We start from the raw sequence: 13760 nt of genomic DNA, 5'->3' as shown, positions 1-13760 counted from the left end.
GAAACCGGCGCGCACTTAAGAGGAAGCGGTGGCCGATGTGAAGTTGCTAACTCACAAAAATCGTCCGGCTGCCTAAGACGGCGTAATGATGGCCTGCGGAACGGGAGAAATGCGATGTCACGGGCATTCGTCAGCGAAGGCAACAGCGTGCCGCAAGTGTTCGCCTCGGCGGAAAGTGCTGAGAGCGCCGCCAACCTGCAGCGGGCGATGGACGGCAAGGACTTCGACTATGAGGTGCGGCCCCGCGGTCGTGGCGGCTACATGGTGGCGCGGCTCACCAAGGACGGTGAGTTCGACAGTTGGGTCGAGGAATAACCTCTCCTCGGGGTCGAAGAGTAGCTAGCGCACGATGATGGCGCGGAAGTCGTTGACGTTGGTGCCGGTGGGGCCGGTGACGAGCAGGCCGCCGATGGCGCGGAAGGCGTTGTAGGCGTCGTTGTCGGCAAGCGCCCGACGCGGATCGATGCCGGCGGCGCGCATGCGGGAGGCGGTGTGGCCGTCGCAGATAGCGCCGGCATTGTCCCCTGCCCCATCGATGCCGTCGGTATCGGCAGCGAGGGCGGTGATGCCGTCCACGCCGTCGATGGCGAGGGCGAAGGCGAGGAGGAACTCGGCGTTACGGCCGCCGCGGCCATCGCCGCGGATGGTGACGGTGGTCTCGCCGCCGGACAGCAGCAGCGTCGGCCGGATGAACGGGCGGTTGCGCGCCCGGATCTCGCGGGCCAAGGCGGCATGGACGCCGGCGACATCACGCGCCTCGCCCTCGATGGCATCGGAGAGGATGTGCGGCTCGAGCCCGGCCTGGCGCGCTTCGCTCGCCGCTGCTTCGAGCGAGAGGGCGGCGGAGGCGATGATGCGGACGGTGTTGTGCTGGAAGCGGGCATCGCCGACGGCGGGTGCCGGGTTGAGGTCGGAGGCCAGCAGTTCCTCGGCGGCCGGCGGCAGTTTCAGCCGATAGAGCGAGGCGAGGTGACGGGCTTCTGCGCGGCCGGCGGCCAGCGGGACGGTGGGGCCGGAGGCGACGAGCGAGGGATCGTCACCGGGAATATCGGAGACGATGAGTGTTGCGACACGCGCCGGCGATGCGAGTGCCGCGAGGCGGCCGCCCTTGATGGCGCTGAGCTCGTTGCGGATGACGTTCATCACCGAGATCGGGGCGCCGGAGGCGAGCAGCATTTCGTTGACCGCTTGCTCGTCCTCGAAGCTGAGGCCGGGCGCCGGCTGCGGCAGCAGCGCCGAGCCGCCGCCGGAGATCAGCGCCACCACCAGATCGTCATGACTGAGGCCGGAGACCTTCTCCATCAGCCGGCGGGCGGCGAGATAGCCGGCGACATCGGGTACCGGGTGAGCGGCCTCGACGATTTCGATGCGCTCGCAGGGCGTGCCGTAGCCGTAGCGGGTCACCACCAGGCCGGCATGGATCGGGCCGGGCCAGGCCAGTTCGAACGCCCGCGCCATCTGCGCCGAGGCTTTGCCGGCGCCGATGACGATGGTCCGCCCCCGGGGCGGCGGCGGCAGGTTGGCGGCGATGGCGTGCTGCGGCTGGGCGGCATCGACGGCGCAGTGGAACAGCCGTTCGAGAAGGTCGCGATCCATGGCGTTCCAAGGTGCTGATTTGGCGGCATATTGTCGGCGACGAGAGGTGAGCGCAAGCCGCACCACCGAAGGCACCTCGCAGTACACGGTTCGTTTATTTGGCGACAAAATGGCCGTTCAGCCGCCATTCAGGCGGAAATTACGATCATTGGCACCACCAAATCGCGACAACGTTCGCGGGCACCAACATCTTCGAGGCAGAAAGAATGAACGCTAAAACCATTATCCTCGCGGGCCTGCTGATTACGGCTACCTCGGCGGCCCTGGCGGGCAATATCTATATCCCCATCGACATCGACCCGCCGCACAAGGACGAAGTGCACCTAGGCGATGACACCCCGTCGAAGGGCGGCGGGAAGCCTGAACCGGCAACGAACCACTTTTCCGACATCGAACTGACGAGCCATATCGTCGAGGCTATTGGGCCGATCGGCCCCGGCCCTGCCACGCCGAAGGCGCCCGGCGGCATCCTCGTGGTCGACGACAACCCGCCGATCGTCATCCTCGATGACGGCGTCGGCAGCGGTGGTCCCGGAGCGTTCGGCGTGAACGGCAAGGCGGGCGGCGCCCTCGTGATCCGGCTGGCCTGCATCGTCAAGGCCCAGGGATTGGTGCTGAGCAATGTCGGCGAGACGGATGCGCCTCAGGGCCTCAAGCTGCGTTGGCGCGTGGGCGCGGACAAGGGTTCGCTGCAACTCGACAAGCGGCTCGACGCCGGGCACACGGCCCTCCTGCCGGGTATCGAGGCGACGGCAGGCGAGGCCTGCGGCATCAAGTTGCTCTCCTAGGCAGGCCTGCCTGCTGCAAGGCCAGCGAGACACCGGATGCAGGCCTCGGCCTGTGTCCGGCAGGCAACTCTCGCGCATCGTTGTGATGAACCGCGGCTAAATGGTCCCCTCACGGTGAGTTCAACCGGCGGACCATAGTTGCCGTGGTAACAAACCAACGACATAGTCGGGGCATCGATCGTGGACGCGATCGATGGGCCTGCGCAGGAAACAACAATGAACCGAATTCGTCCTATCGCGGGCGTCTTGCTCGCGACACTGATGCTGCCGCTCTTTGGTATGGCAGCTTATGCCGGGGAAGTCCTCCCACTCGACCCGGGTGGTGGCCTGCCTCCCATCGATGGAACCGGTCCGGCCGACGAGCATGGACTCCCGCCGCCCGATCCCTCGGGTACGGGCCCAGCAGGGCCGAAGGACAGTGGTGGGGATGATGGCAGCTCGTCCGACTATGTCGAGGAGCCGACACTGCAGACGCGGCACTTCGGCTTCAATGTGGAATTGAGCTGTGCCGTTGCGGGAACGCCGCGCGCGATCGTCGTGGTCAACCACAGCGCGGAAGACCTGCCACCAGGTACCCGGATCAAGTGGCAGCTGAAGAGCGAGGGCAAGCGCGGCTTCTTTGCGCTGCTGAGCCCGCTGCCAGGCGGCGATACGCTGGTTGCCGACAACGTGCTCGACGGCGGGGCCGACCAGGCCGCAGCTTGCGTGGCGCGGGTCATCTGATCCACGCTGCCGCGCGCTGTGGACGCCTTGCGGGACTGACAAAAAACTGACATCGAACGGGGCTAGTCACCCCGGTTCCTTGCCTGTCCCTCGCCGAGCCGCGACCCGATGCCCGAACGCTTTGCCATCTATTATGCGCCCGGAGCGGATGAGCCGCTGTGGCTGAAAGCTGCCGAGTGGCTGGGGCGCGATCCGCTCACCGGTGCGACGCTTGATGGGCCGCTGGCCGGCACGACGCGCGATGCGCTGTTCGACCGGAGCGTTTCGGCGCGGCGCTACGGCTTCCATGCGACGATCAAGGCGCCGATGCTGCTGCACGAAGGAAAGTCCCGAGCGGAACTCGAGGATGCGCTTGCGGCGTTTGCCGAGGAAAGCGAGCCGGTGGCGATCGGGCGGCTGAAGCTGGCGCTGATCGACGGCTTCCTGGCGCTGATCCCGGCGAACCAGACTGCCGAGTTGACCGACTTCGCCGGCGAGGTAGTGGAGGCGTTCGAGCCGTTCCGCGCCCTGCCGTCGGCGGCTGAGCGCGAGCGGCGGCTGAAGGGCGGAAACCTGAGCGAGCGGCAGATCGAACTGATGGATCGGTTCGGCTACCCCTACGTGTTCGAGCAGTTCCGCCTGCACATGACGCTCACCGACCGGCTGCCGGAGAGCGAGCGCGAGGCCTATACGCGCGCCGCCGCTGCGCATTTCGGGGCGTTGGCGGAGGCGGAGACGGTGCTGGACAGGCTCGTGCTTTTCCACGAGCCAGAGGCGGGGGCGCCGTTCATGCGCCTCGATGATTTTATGCTCAGTGGGGAGGCCGTCGATGAGCGAGTTCGCGCTCGGTAATGCCAGGATCGTACTCGGCGACGAGGTGATCGAGGGTTCGGTGCTGGTCCGCGACGGAATGATCGCGGCGATCGAGCCGGGCCCGGCGCGGAACGCCGAGGACATTGGCGGCGACTATGTCATCCCCGGGCTGGTTGAGCTCCATACCGATCATTTCGAGAACCACTATCGGCCACGGCCCGGGGTGACCTGGAACGCCATCGCGGCGCTGCAGAGCCATGATGCACAGGTGGCGGGCGCCGGCATCACCACGGTGTTCGACGCCGTGCGCATCGGCTCGGACCCCGAAGTGGGCGACATCACCGCGGACGTGCGGGCCATGGTCGAGGCGGTGGCCGAGGCAGATGCGAGCGACCGGCTCAGGGCAGACCACCACATTCACCTCCGCTGCGAGCTCGCAACGCCCGACGTGGCGCAGCACTTCGAGGACAATTGCAGCAACCCGATCGTGGGGCTGGCCTCGCTGATGGACCACACTCCGGGCGCTCGGCAGTACACTACGCTCGAACACTACATCGCTTATTACCAGAAGAAGATGCGCTTCTCGGACGACGAGATGGCGCAGTACATCGCCGACCGGCAGGCCGAGCGCGACAAGTATGCCGACAAGAATCGCGCAGCGATCCTGAAGCGCGGTCGCGAGATCGGGCTGGCTTTCGCCAGCCATGACGATGCGACAGTCGAACACGTCGACGAGGCGGTGCGCGACGGGATGGCGATTGCCGAGTTTCCCACCACCATGGAGGCGGCGCGCGCCTGCCACGAGGCCGGCATGGCCGTGCTGATGGGTGCGCCCAACGTGGTGCGCGGCAAATCGCACAACGGCAATATCTCGGCGGCTGAACTGGCGCGGGCCGGCGTGCTCGACGTGCTCAGCTCGGACTATGTGCCGTTCTCGCTGATGTACGCGGCGTTCCTGCTGCCGGAAGTGGCCGACAATATCACTCTGCCGGAATCGGTGGGCATGGTGACGGCACGGCCCGCGGCGGCAGCGCATCTCAGCGACCGCGGCGAGATCGCCATCGGCAAGCGCGCAGACCTGGTGCGGGTGCGGCGGACCGATCCGGTGCCGGTGGTGCGCTCGGTGTGGCGCCAGGGCAAGCGGGTGAGCTGATGAGCCACGGCGCCCTCGTCCTTGTGGTCGGACCGTCGGGCGCGGGCAAGGACACGCTGATCGGCGCGGCCAAGTCCGCGCTGGCCGACGATGTCCGCTTCAGCTTTCCGCGCCGGGTGGTGACCCGGACAGCCATGGTGGAACTCGAGGATCACGACAGCATCGACGTCAACGAATTCGGCCGGCAGAAGCTGCGCGGCGCCTATGCGCTCGACTGGGAGGCGCACGGGCTTTGCTACGGGGTACCGGCGGCGATCGACGCGGCGATGGTAGCGGGGCGGATCGTCGTGGTGAACACCTCGCGCAAGGTGATCGAGCGGGCGATCGAGAAGTACCCGGCCTGCCACGTGCTGCTGGTGACGGCGCGGCCCGAGGTGCGAGCAGCCCGGCTCGCCGGACGCGGGCGAGAGACTGCCGAGGAGGTGGCGGCACGGCTGCAGCGCGAGGGCGCACCGGTGCCCGAGGGCATCGTGCCGACGATCATCGACAATTCGGAGGGGTTGGACGAGGGGATCGCGGGGTTCGTCGCGGCGCTCAAATCCATCGCCGATTGAACCACAGCCGGGACTGGCGCGTTGCCCTTAGCAACAGCGTCACGGGGACCGGCATGACCAGAAGTTCGCTCTACACCGTTATCGCAGTGCTGGCGGCGATCGCCGTCGGCTTCGGCATCTACATCGCCTACCAGGAATCGCAGAAGCCGGCGCTCGAGATCCGCGTCGACGAAGGAGGGATCAAGATCGATGGCAACGGTGGTTGACGAGGCCCAGCGCACACAGCTGATCGAGGAAGCGCTGAAGCATGCGCTGGCGCGCCAGCCGGTGCAGACGGTGGCGGAACTCGACCTCACCAAGCTCGCTGTCGATATCGAGGCGGTGATCGGAGCCGGGGGGCCGCATCCGCTCGACCCGGAAGGTGACGGACTGACGACCGACGAACTCAATGCGGCGAACGATCTGTAAGCCGCAAAAGACAAGGGGCCGCCCGTCTCACCCGGGCGACCCCTGATTTTGTATCTAGCCGGCCCATCCGGACCGCACACTCGAAGCGGAGAAGTCTTCACCTTCTCCTGAGCGCGAATTGGCTAGAGCTTGGCGACGCACACCTTGCCGACACCGGCGTTCTTGGTGCCGAGCTGGGCGGCCGCGGCCTTGCTGAGGTCGATGATGCGGCCCTTTGCATAGGGACCGCGGTCGTTGATCGTGACCTTGATCGACTTGCCCGTGCGCTGGTTCGTGACCTTCACGACCGTGCCGAGGGGGAGAGTCTTGTGGGCCGCGGTCATGGCATTCTCGTTGAACCGCTCGCCCGAGGCCGTCTTCTTGCCGTGGAAACCTGGTCCATACCAGGACGCCCCACCGCACTGATCTGCCATGGCACCTGTGACTGAGGTCATGAGGCCCGTCACGAGGGCTGCTGCGGCGACCAGAACGATTTTCCTATTCAACCTTGGACTACTCACGCTTGTTTACGATGGTCGGACAAGGCTTTGCCGGTGTGGCGACAATATGAACCGAATCTGAACGGAGCGCTTCCAAGTGCAACCGTTGCTGAAATGCATCAGTAGCACTACCGCTGGCCGTTCTATTTTAGCGCGAGATTCCAGAAACTTGTCGGCTCGTCGCCAAGACTCCGGAAGGCATAGTGGGTGCGACGATTTTTCGACTCTGGGCACGTACATCAGGGACGGGAAGGGTTGGCGGAGCGGCAATTGTGGCGCGATCGGGTCCGGAATGGCCGGTTCAGGGGCTCCCCGCTGCGCTGGAATGATCCTGAAACGAGCCGAAAGCGCCGACCGCAGCGTCCCTCCCAGTGCATGCGATTTCTCAATTTTGACCAATTGATAAAATTTCGGAGCTGCGTTAGCGTCCTAGTCTGGAATGGCTCTAAAGGAGAGGGAGCTGCCGATGAGCGGGGGAATGCTCAAGCAAGGCATCGCACCGGGACGTCTTGAACCCGGCCAGTACACACGCAACTTTTCCGACCTGCATCCGGCGCTCGACCGGCACGAGGCTTTCGTCGAAGCCGACAGGTGCTACTTCTGTTTCGATGCGCCGTGCATGAACGCCTGCCCCACCGAGATCGATATCCCGATGTTCATCCGGGAGATCTCGACGGACAATCCGCTGGGCGCGGCCGAGACTATCTTCGAGCAGAACATCCTGGGCGGCATGTGCGCCCGGGTTTGCCCGACCGAGCAACTCTGCGAGGACGCCTGCGTCCGCATGGAGGCCGAGGGCAAGCCGGTGAAGATCGGCCAGCTGCAGCGTTACGCCACCGATATCGCGATGGCGGAGAACGCGCAGTTCTTCGAGCGCGCCGAGGCGACCGGCAAGAAGGTCGCCGTAGTTGGCGCTGGTCCGTCGGGTTTGGCGGCGGCACACCGGCTCGCGGTGCATGGGCACGACGTAACGGTCTACGACGCGCGCCCCAAGGCGGGCGGGCTCAATGAATACGGTATCGCTTCCTACAAGACGCCGGATGGGTTCGCGCAGGCGGAGGTGGAGTATGTCACCGCCATCGGGGGCATCGATATCGAACTAGGCCAGGCGCTGGGGCGCGAACTGTCGCTGGATGGGCTGCTGAAAACCCATGACGCGGTGTTCCTCGGCGTCGGCCTGGGCGGCGTCAACGCGCTGCGGGCCGAGGGCGAGACTGATGGACCCGATGGGCTGGCCGATGCGGTCGATTTCATCGCTGAGCTGCGCCAAAGCACTGACCTGTCGTCGCTCCCGGTGGGACGGCGCGTGGTGGTGATCGGCGGCGGCATGACGGCGATCGACGCCGCCGTGCAATCGAAGCTGCTGGGCGCCGAAGAGGTGACCATCTGCTACCGGCGCGGACAGGAACATATGAACGCTTCGAGCTTCGAGCAGGATCTCGCGGCCTCGAAGGGCGTCACTATCCGGCACTGGCTGCAGCCCAAGCGGGTGCTGAGCGAGAATGGCAACGTGACCGGGATCGAGCTTGAGTACACCGAGTTGAAGGACGGCCGCCTCGTTGGCATGGGTCACACGCTGACCCTACCGGCCGACCAGGTGTTCAAGGCGATCGGCCAGACGCTCGAAGATGAAACAGCGGCAGGGCTGACGCTCAGTGCTGGGCGGATCGAGACCGACGCCGAAGGCCGCACGTCCCGGCCGGGCGTGTGGGCCGGCGGCGACTGCATCGCGGCCGGCGACGATCTGACCGTCACCGCAGTGGCGCAGGGGCGCGACGCGGCCGAAAGCATCAACCGCTATCTCGCTGGAAACTGAGGGAGTTAGGCCATGGCTGACATCCGCAACAATTTCGTCGGGATCAAATCGCCCAACCCGTTCTGGCTGGCTTCGGCGCCGCCGACCGACAAGGCGTACAATGTCGAGCGCGCGTTCAAAGCGGGCTGGGGCGGCGTGGTGTGGAAGACGCTGGGCGAGGAAGGCCCGCCGGTGGTCAACGTCAACGGACCGCGCTACGGCGCGATCTGGGGCGCCGACCGGCGGCTGCTCGGCTTCAACAATATCGAGCTGATCACCGATCGCGACCTGCAGAAGAACCTGCAGGAGATCAAGCAGGTCAAGAAGAACTGGCCGGACCGGGCCGTTGTCGTCTCGCTGATGGTGCCGCTGGCCGAGGAAAGCTGGAAGTCCATCCTCGCCGTGGTCGAGGAGACCGAGGCCGACGGCGTCGAGCTTAATTTCGGCTGCCCGCACGGCATGAGCGAGCGCGGCATGGGCGCTGCGGTCGGCCAGGTCCCCGAATACATCGAAATGATCGTGCGCTGGTGCAAGGCACACACTCGCATGCCTGTGATCACCAAGCTGACGCCGAACGTCACCGATGTGCGCCGTCCGGCGCGTGCAGCGAAGAGCGGCGGCACCGATGCGGTGTCGCTGATCAACACCATCAACTCGATCACCGGCGTCGATCTCGACAATTTCGCGCCGATGCCGACGATCGACGGCAAGGGCACGCATGGCGGCTATTGCGGCCCGGCGGCCAAGCCCATCGCGCTGCACATGGTGGCCGATATCGCCCGCGATCCCGAGACGTATGGGCTGCCGATCTCGGGCATTGGCGGAGTGACCACCTGGCGCGACGCAGCGGAGTTCATGGCGCTGGGTGCCGGCAACGTGCAGGTTTGTACGGCGGCGATGGTCTATGGCTTCAAGATCGTCGAGGAGATGATCTCGGGGCTATCGAACTGGATGGACGAGAAGGGCCACCGGACGCTCGAGGACTTCACCGGGCGCGCAACACGCAACGTCACCGACTGGCAGTACCTGAACCTCAACTACGTCACCAAGGCGCGGATCGACCAGGAGAAGTGCATCAGCTGCGGCCGCTGCCACATCGCCTGCGAAGACACCTCGCACCAGGCGATCACCAAGGAGAAGGACGGCAAGCGCCACTTCGAGGTGATGGACGACGAGTGCGTGGGCTGTAACCTGTGCGTCAATGTCTGCCCGGTGGAAGACTGCATCACCATGATCCAGCTCGAGCCGGGGATGCTCGACGCGCGGACCAAGAAGGTGGTGGAGCCGACCTACGCCAACTGGACGACCCACCCGAACAATCCCATGCGCAAGTCGGTGGAGCCGGCCGAGTAAAGCAGTTCCCGCGGACGTGCCGAAGCGCCCGACGGCCGTGGGCCTCGGGGTTTCCTGTCAGTCTTGCCGTTTCTTGCGAAGCGGCATGGGCGGGACTTCGTCCCTGTGCCGGTCGTCCGGCAAACTGTACAAGGGTTGGGACTCTCGCCCCGCCCATTGCGAACGGTCTTTTGGCCCGATGGTGCGCAAAGCGGACGCTTCCACCAAACCCTGGCCAGGACGCCTCCCAACCAGCCCGAACCCTCCCCGCGACGCCGCGTAGCGCCTCGCATCGGTGAGGTGGGGCAAAGATGGGAGACGGGCGGAGTGCGGGGATAAGTTTCGCGGAGTACCAACCGTCCGAGCAGTGAGTTCCGGCTTTCGCCGGGATGACGGCCGGTGGGTGTGGCATCCTCGTTGCTGAGGCGGCGAGGGGGTTAACTGTTCGCTAACCATGTGCCGATGACCGCCTTCATCGCTAAGGATTGGTGAACGGGCAGCCCTCTAGCGTGCGCCAAACGTAGGAGAGGCGCATGGGGCAAAGGGTTCGAGACCTGGTTCGGTCGGTCCGGTCATCGGATGGCGGAGCGCCCCAGGCGGACCTGGCTTTGCCGAACCCGCGACGGCTGCTGATCGTCGGCATTATTTCAACCGTGGTCCTCGCGCTGACGGTGATCGGCGCGGTGTGGTTCGCGGTGGCGTCGATCGATCAAGCCTCGGTATCCGCCGAAACCGAGCGGGCGCAGGTGGCGCTGCGGGTGGTGCTGGCGGACGGGGCGCTGCCGGATGTGGCGACGGCCGAGCGGCTCGCCGAGGATTTCGGTTTCACCGGCGCGCATTTCGTCAGCGGCGGCGCTCGCCCGGGCGAGATCTCGACGACGGTTCCGGGCTCCGATGCCCGGCTTTCGTGGCAGCCGCGACGGTTCGGGACAGAGATGTTCTACAAGCTGGCGCCGATCCGGCTGTTTGCCTGCGGACTGTTCCTGGCGGGCGTGGTGTTTGTGCTGAACCGGCTTTACCGGATCTCGCGAGACCTGGAGAAACGCCGGCAGGCTGCCCAGGAGCTGGCGTCGCGCGACGCGCTGACCGGCCTCTACAACCGGCTCGGCTTCGACCAGCAGCTGGCGCGCTCGGCCAGCAACCCGGCCCTGCTCTATCTCGACCTCGATGGCTTCAAGCAGGTCAATGACAGCTTCGGCCACAATGCCGGCGACGACCTGCTGCGCATCGTGGCGCAGCGGCTGACAGGCATCGCGCGCGACGGCGATATGGTGGCGCGCATTGGTGGCGACGAGTTTGCCATCCTGCGCGGGCCGCCGACATCGCGCGCGGAACTCGCGGAACTTGCCTCCGATATCGGCCTCGCCCTGAGCGAGCCGGTGAAGCTCGGGCTGTCGCAGATCCAGGTCGGTGCAAGCATCGGCATCGCCATGGGCAGCGCCTATGGCAATGACAACGGCCGGCTGGTCGGCGCGGCCGATGCGGCGCTCTATCGCGCCAAGGCCTTGCCCGGCCACGCTTTCGTCTTCGCAGACACCCCCATGGCCGACGCCGCCTGACTGTCCGGACTCGTGCCGGAACAGCGGACTCGACACCGACACTAATCGTGGATATGTCTTGTCCACGATTGGAGTCTGACGATGAAGCTTGGCGATGGTGTGGAACAGGCGATCCACTGCATGCTGGTGCTGGCGGGGTTGCAGCCTGACGGCGCACTGCCGGCCGCGGCGCTGGCCGAGTATCACGGCGTGTCGACCAGCTATTTGCTGAAGCACCTGCAGGCGCTGGCGGGCGCCGGCCTGCTTACGTCCGTGCCCGGGCCGCGTGGCGGCTACCGGCTGGGGCGACCGGCCGACAAGATCAACCTGCTCGATGTGGTGCTCGCCGTTGAAGGTGCGGGGCCGGCGTTCCGTTGTGCCGAAATCCGGCAGCGCGGGCCGGATCCCCTGCCCTCGAAATTCTACGCCAAGCCGTGCGCGGTCAGCGCGGCGATGCTGAAGGCGGAGCGCGCCTATCGCGACGAGTTGCGCAAGGTCAGCATCGCCGAACTGAACAGCAACCCGGGCACCCCGCTCGGCGACGCCATCGACAAGCGCAGCTGCGCCTTTCTCGAACTGCACGAGCGGCGCCCAGCCGCCGGCTGACCATTTCCCACCAAGCAAAGGACTGATCCCATGCGAGCTCGACTCGACATCTCCAAGGCTGCGCCGGACGCCTACCGCGCAGTGGCAGCACTCGATCGCTTCGTGGTCCGCGAAAGCGGGCTCGAGGCCCGCTACATCCACCTGATCAAGCTGCTGGCCTCGCACATCAATGGCTGCGCCTATTGCGTCGACATGCACACCAGGGAGGCCCGGCACGATGGCCTATCCGAACAGTGGATCGCGCTGGTGAACGTGTGGCGCGAGTCGCCGGTCTACAGCGATGCCGAACGGGCGGTGCTGGGCTGGACCGATGCGCTGACCCGGCTTGCCGAAACGCGTGCACCGGACGAAGCGTTCGAACCGCTACGCCTCCACTTCACTGACGAGCAGATCGGCAATATCACCATCGCCATCGGCACGATCAACGTCTGGAACCGGGTAGCGGTCGGATCTCGGATGGTGCACGCCATCGCGCCGGTGAGCCAGGCGGCCTGACGGCACAATTATTCGGTGGGCCGGTGTCGATTCCGGCCTGCCCCGCGCGTCGTTGTCCTGTAACTGGAGCATTCACCGTTTCGGTGAAGCGAGGAAGTGCACCAGGTTCTTGATTGGTCGCGCTTTCGAGGCGGAAAAGCCTGCACCTTTTCCTGAAAGCGCTCTAGCGGCGCATCCGAGGGAGTTTTTTTGCATGTTCTCGACGTTACTCATTCTCGCCCATCTCTTGCTGGGCGGCGCCTTCATCGTCTTCGGCGTCCGCAACATCCAGGCCATTCCGGGCCTTGCGACGTTCCTCGCCGGACGCAAGATCACGCAGCCGGACACGGCCGCGAAGTTCGGTGTCGCCTTGCAGATCGTAGGTGGAGCGCTGACGGTGCTGTCGCCGTTCGTGCCGTTTGCCGGTGTGCTCGGCGGGCTGGCACTGATCGTATTCCTGGTCCTCGCCACGGTGCTGTTCCATCCGTTCTGGGAATTCACGGGCGAGGAGCAGAAGCCGCATGTCCAGTCGTTCATCATGAACACCGGCCTGACCGGGGCCTTCCTGCTCGTCGTCGCCTATTCGCTCTAGCCGTCCGTGAGCGTTGCCGGCACGACCATCGACGCCAGCAGCGAGAAGCGCCAGCGCCTGCTGCCGCATCTCGCCATGCTGCTGTTTGCGGGGCTGATCGCAGGCTCGTTCACGTTCGGCGCGCTGACCGTGCCCTACATCCACGCAGTGCCGCTGAACGCGCTGCGGTTCGTATTGGCTGCGGCGCTGATGGGGGCGTTTGCGTTTGGGGTGGCGCGGCAGAAGTTCGTGTTCCCGGCGGCGCCCTGGCGCTTCGGGATCAACGGCTTCCTGACTGCCGTCTACTTCGTCACCATGTTCATCGCGCTGACGATGACCAAGCCGGTGGCGACAAGTGCGGTCTATACGCTGGTGCCGCTGATGACCGCGGTGACGGCGTATTTCATCGTCGGGCAGCGGTCGGGCTTCGCGGTGCTGATCAGCCTGGTGCTCGCCGGGCTGGGCGCCATCTGGGTGATCTTTCGCGGCGACATCGACGCGTTGCTGCGCTTCGATGTCGGCCAGGGTGAGCTGATCTACTTCGTCGGCTGCGTCGCCTACGCGATCTACACGCCGCTGCTGCGCCGCTTCAACCGAGGCGAGTCCGCGCTAGTGCTAAGCTTCTGGACCATGGTGGCGACGGCGGTGTGGATCACCGGCTACGGGCTGCCTGAGATCCTCGCGACCGACTGGGTCCACCTGCCGCCACTGGTGTGGTGGGTGGTGCTCTATCTCGCCATCGGCCCGACGGCAGTGTGCTTTTTCCTGATCCAGTACGCCTCGGCGCGCCTGCCGGCCGCCAAGGTGATTGCCTATGGCTACCTGGTGCCGGCCTTCGTCATCGTGTTCGAGGGACTGGCCGGACATGGCTGGGCGAGCCTCAGCGTCGCTGCCGGGGCGATGGTCACGGTACTGGGGCTGGTGGCGCTGGCGCTGCTGCGGGAGCGCTGA

17 protein-coding genes are annotated in these 13760 nt (G+C 65.7%); 15 read left to right on the top strand and 2 right to left on the bottom strand.

The window, feature by feature from the left end:
* Positions 1–114 precede the first annotated feature (114 nt).
* Positions 115–315 carry a hypothetical protein gene (locus AC1DWU_RS15960; RefSeq protein WP_477150990.1) on the top strand — a complete coding sequence of 67 codons (201 nt, stop codon included), beginning with the start codon at positions 115–117 and terminating at the stop codon, positions 313–315.
* A gap of 24 nt (positions 316–339) precedes the next feature.
* Here AC1DWU_RS15960 and AC1DWU_RS15955 read toward each other — a convergent pair whose 3' ends face one another.
* A complete protein-coding gene (locus tag AC1DWU_RS15955; RefSeq protein ID WP_477150989.1) occupies positions 340–1596 on the bottom strand; it encodes a glycerate kinase type-2 family protein in 1257 nt (418 codons plus the stop codon).
* Positions 1597–1802: 206 nt separating this feature from the next.
* Here AC1DWU_RS15955 and AC1DWU_RS15950 point away from each other — a divergent pair, with 206 nt between their 5' ends.
* The 7 genes from AC1DWU_RS15950 to AC1DWU_RS15920 all read left to right on the top strand — a co-directional run bounded on the left by AC1DWU_RS15950 (position 1803) and on the right by AC1DWU_RS15920 (position 6014).
* Positions 1803–2384, top strand: coding sequence for a hypothetical protein (locus AC1DWU_RS15950; RefSeq protein WP_477150988.1), 582 nt, complete (start codon positions 1803–1805; stop codon positions 2382–2384).
* Positions 2385–2600: 216 nt separating this feature from the next.
* Positions 2601–3107: a hypothetical protein gene (locus AC1DWU_RS15945; protein WP_477150987.1), complete on the top strand. Its 507-nt coding sequence runs from the start codon at positions 2601–2603 to the stop codon at positions 3105–3107.
* A 108-nt stretch (positions 3108–3215) separates the two neighbouring features.
* Entirely contained in the window at positions 3216–3938 is a 723-nt protein-coding gene (locus tag AC1DWU_RS15940; RefSeq protein WP_477150986.1) for a DUF1045 domain-containing protein, read from the top strand.
* Complete coding sequence (locus tag AC1DWU_RS15935; protein ID WP_477150985.1) at positions 3916–5052, top strand: alpha-D-ribose 1-methylphosphonate 5-triphosphate diphosphatase; 1137 nt, start codon at positions 3916–3918, stop codon at positions 5050–5052. The genes AC1DWU_RS15940 and AC1DWU_RS15935 overlap by 23 nt, the downstream gene beginning before the upstream one ends.
* Positions 5052–5606, top strand: coding sequence for a phosphonate metabolism protein/1,5-bisphosphokinase (PRPP-forming) PhnN (gene phnN, locus AC1DWU_RS15930; protein ID WP_477150984.1), 555 nt, complete (start codon positions 5052–5054; stop codon positions 5604–5606). The genes AC1DWU_RS15935 and phnN overlap by 1 nt, the downstream gene beginning before the upstream one ends.
* 53 nt (positions 5607–5659) lie before the next feature.
* Positions 5660–5812 carry a hypothetical protein gene (locus tag AC1DWU_RS15925; protein ID WP_477150983.1) on the top strand — a complete coding sequence of 51 codons (153 nt, stop codon included), beginning with the start codon at positions 5660–5662 and terminating at the stop codon, positions 5810–5812.
* The gene (locus AC1DWU_RS15920) at positions 5796–6014 is read left to right on the top strand and encodes a hypothetical protein (protein ID WP_477150982.1); all 219 of its coding nucleotides are present in this window, start codon (positions 5796–5798) and stop codon (positions 6012–6014) included. The genes AC1DWU_RS15925 and AC1DWU_RS15920 overlap by 17 nt, the downstream gene beginning before the upstream one ends.
* Positions 6015–6136: 122 nt before the next feature.
* On the opposite strand, the gene AC1DWU_RS15915 is transcribed toward AC1DWU_RS15920, so the two are convergent.
* Entirely contained in the window at positions 6137–6499 is a 363-nt protein-coding gene (locus AC1DWU_RS15915) for a septal ring lytic transglycosylase RlpA family protein (protein ID WP_477150981.1), read from the bottom strand.
* 460 nt (positions 6500–6959) lie between these two features.
* Between AC1DWU_RS15915 and AC1DWU_RS15910 the strand changes: the two genes are divergently transcribed.
* From AC1DWU_RS15910 to AC1DWU_RS15880, 7 genes are all read left to right on the top strand, one after another.
* Entirely contained in the window at positions 6960–8309 is a 1350-nt protein-coding gene (locus AC1DWU_RS15910; RefSeq protein ID WP_477150980.1) for an NAD(P)-dependent oxidoreductase, read from the top strand.
* A 12-nt stretch (positions 8310–8321) separates the two neighbouring features.
* The gene (gene preA / locus AC1DWU_RS15905) at positions 8322–9641 is read left to right on the top strand and encodes an NAD-dependent dihydropyrimidine dehydrogenase subunit PreA (protein ID WP_477150979.1); all 1320 of its coding nucleotides are present in this window, start codon (positions 8322–8324) and stop codon (positions 9639–9641) included.
* Positions 9642–10153: 512 nt separating this feature from the next.
* Positions 10154–11179, top strand: coding sequence for a diguanylate cyclase domain-containing protein (locus tag AC1DWU_RS15900; protein WP_477150978.1), 1026 nt, complete (start codon positions 10154–10156; stop codon positions 11177–11179).
* A gap of 81 nt (positions 11180–11260) precedes the next feature.
* Positions 11261–11764: an RrF2 family transcriptional regulator gene (locus tag AC1DWU_RS15895; protein ID WP_477150977.1), complete on the top strand. Its 504-nt coding sequence runs from the start codon at positions 11261–11263 to the stop codon at positions 11762–11764.
* Between the two features lie 30 nt (positions 11765–11794).
* A complete protein-coding gene (locus AC1DWU_RS15890; protein ID WP_477150976.1) occupies positions 11795–12259 on the top strand; it encodes a carboxymuconolactone decarboxylase family protein in 465 nt (154 codons plus the stop codon).
* A 193-nt stretch (positions 12260–12452) separates the two neighbouring features.
* The gene (locus AC1DWU_RS15885) at positions 12453–12830 is read left to right on the top strand and encodes a hypothetical protein (protein ID WP_477150975.1); all 378 of its coding nucleotides are present in this window, start codon (positions 12453–12455) and stop codon (positions 12828–12830) included.
* Positions 12831–12836: 6 nt separating this feature from the next.
* The gene (locus AC1DWU_RS15880) at positions 12837–13760 is read left to right on the top strand and encodes a DMT family transporter (RefSeq protein ID WP_477150974.1); all 924 of its coding nucleotides are present in this window, start codon (positions 12837–12839) and stop codon (positions 13758–13760) included.

It is taken from the genome of Devosia sp. P2_G7 (assembly GCF_056403495.1).
The sequence above is the reverse complement of the archived record's forward strand: the minus strand, read 5'-3'. Positions and strand labels throughout refer to the sequence as shown.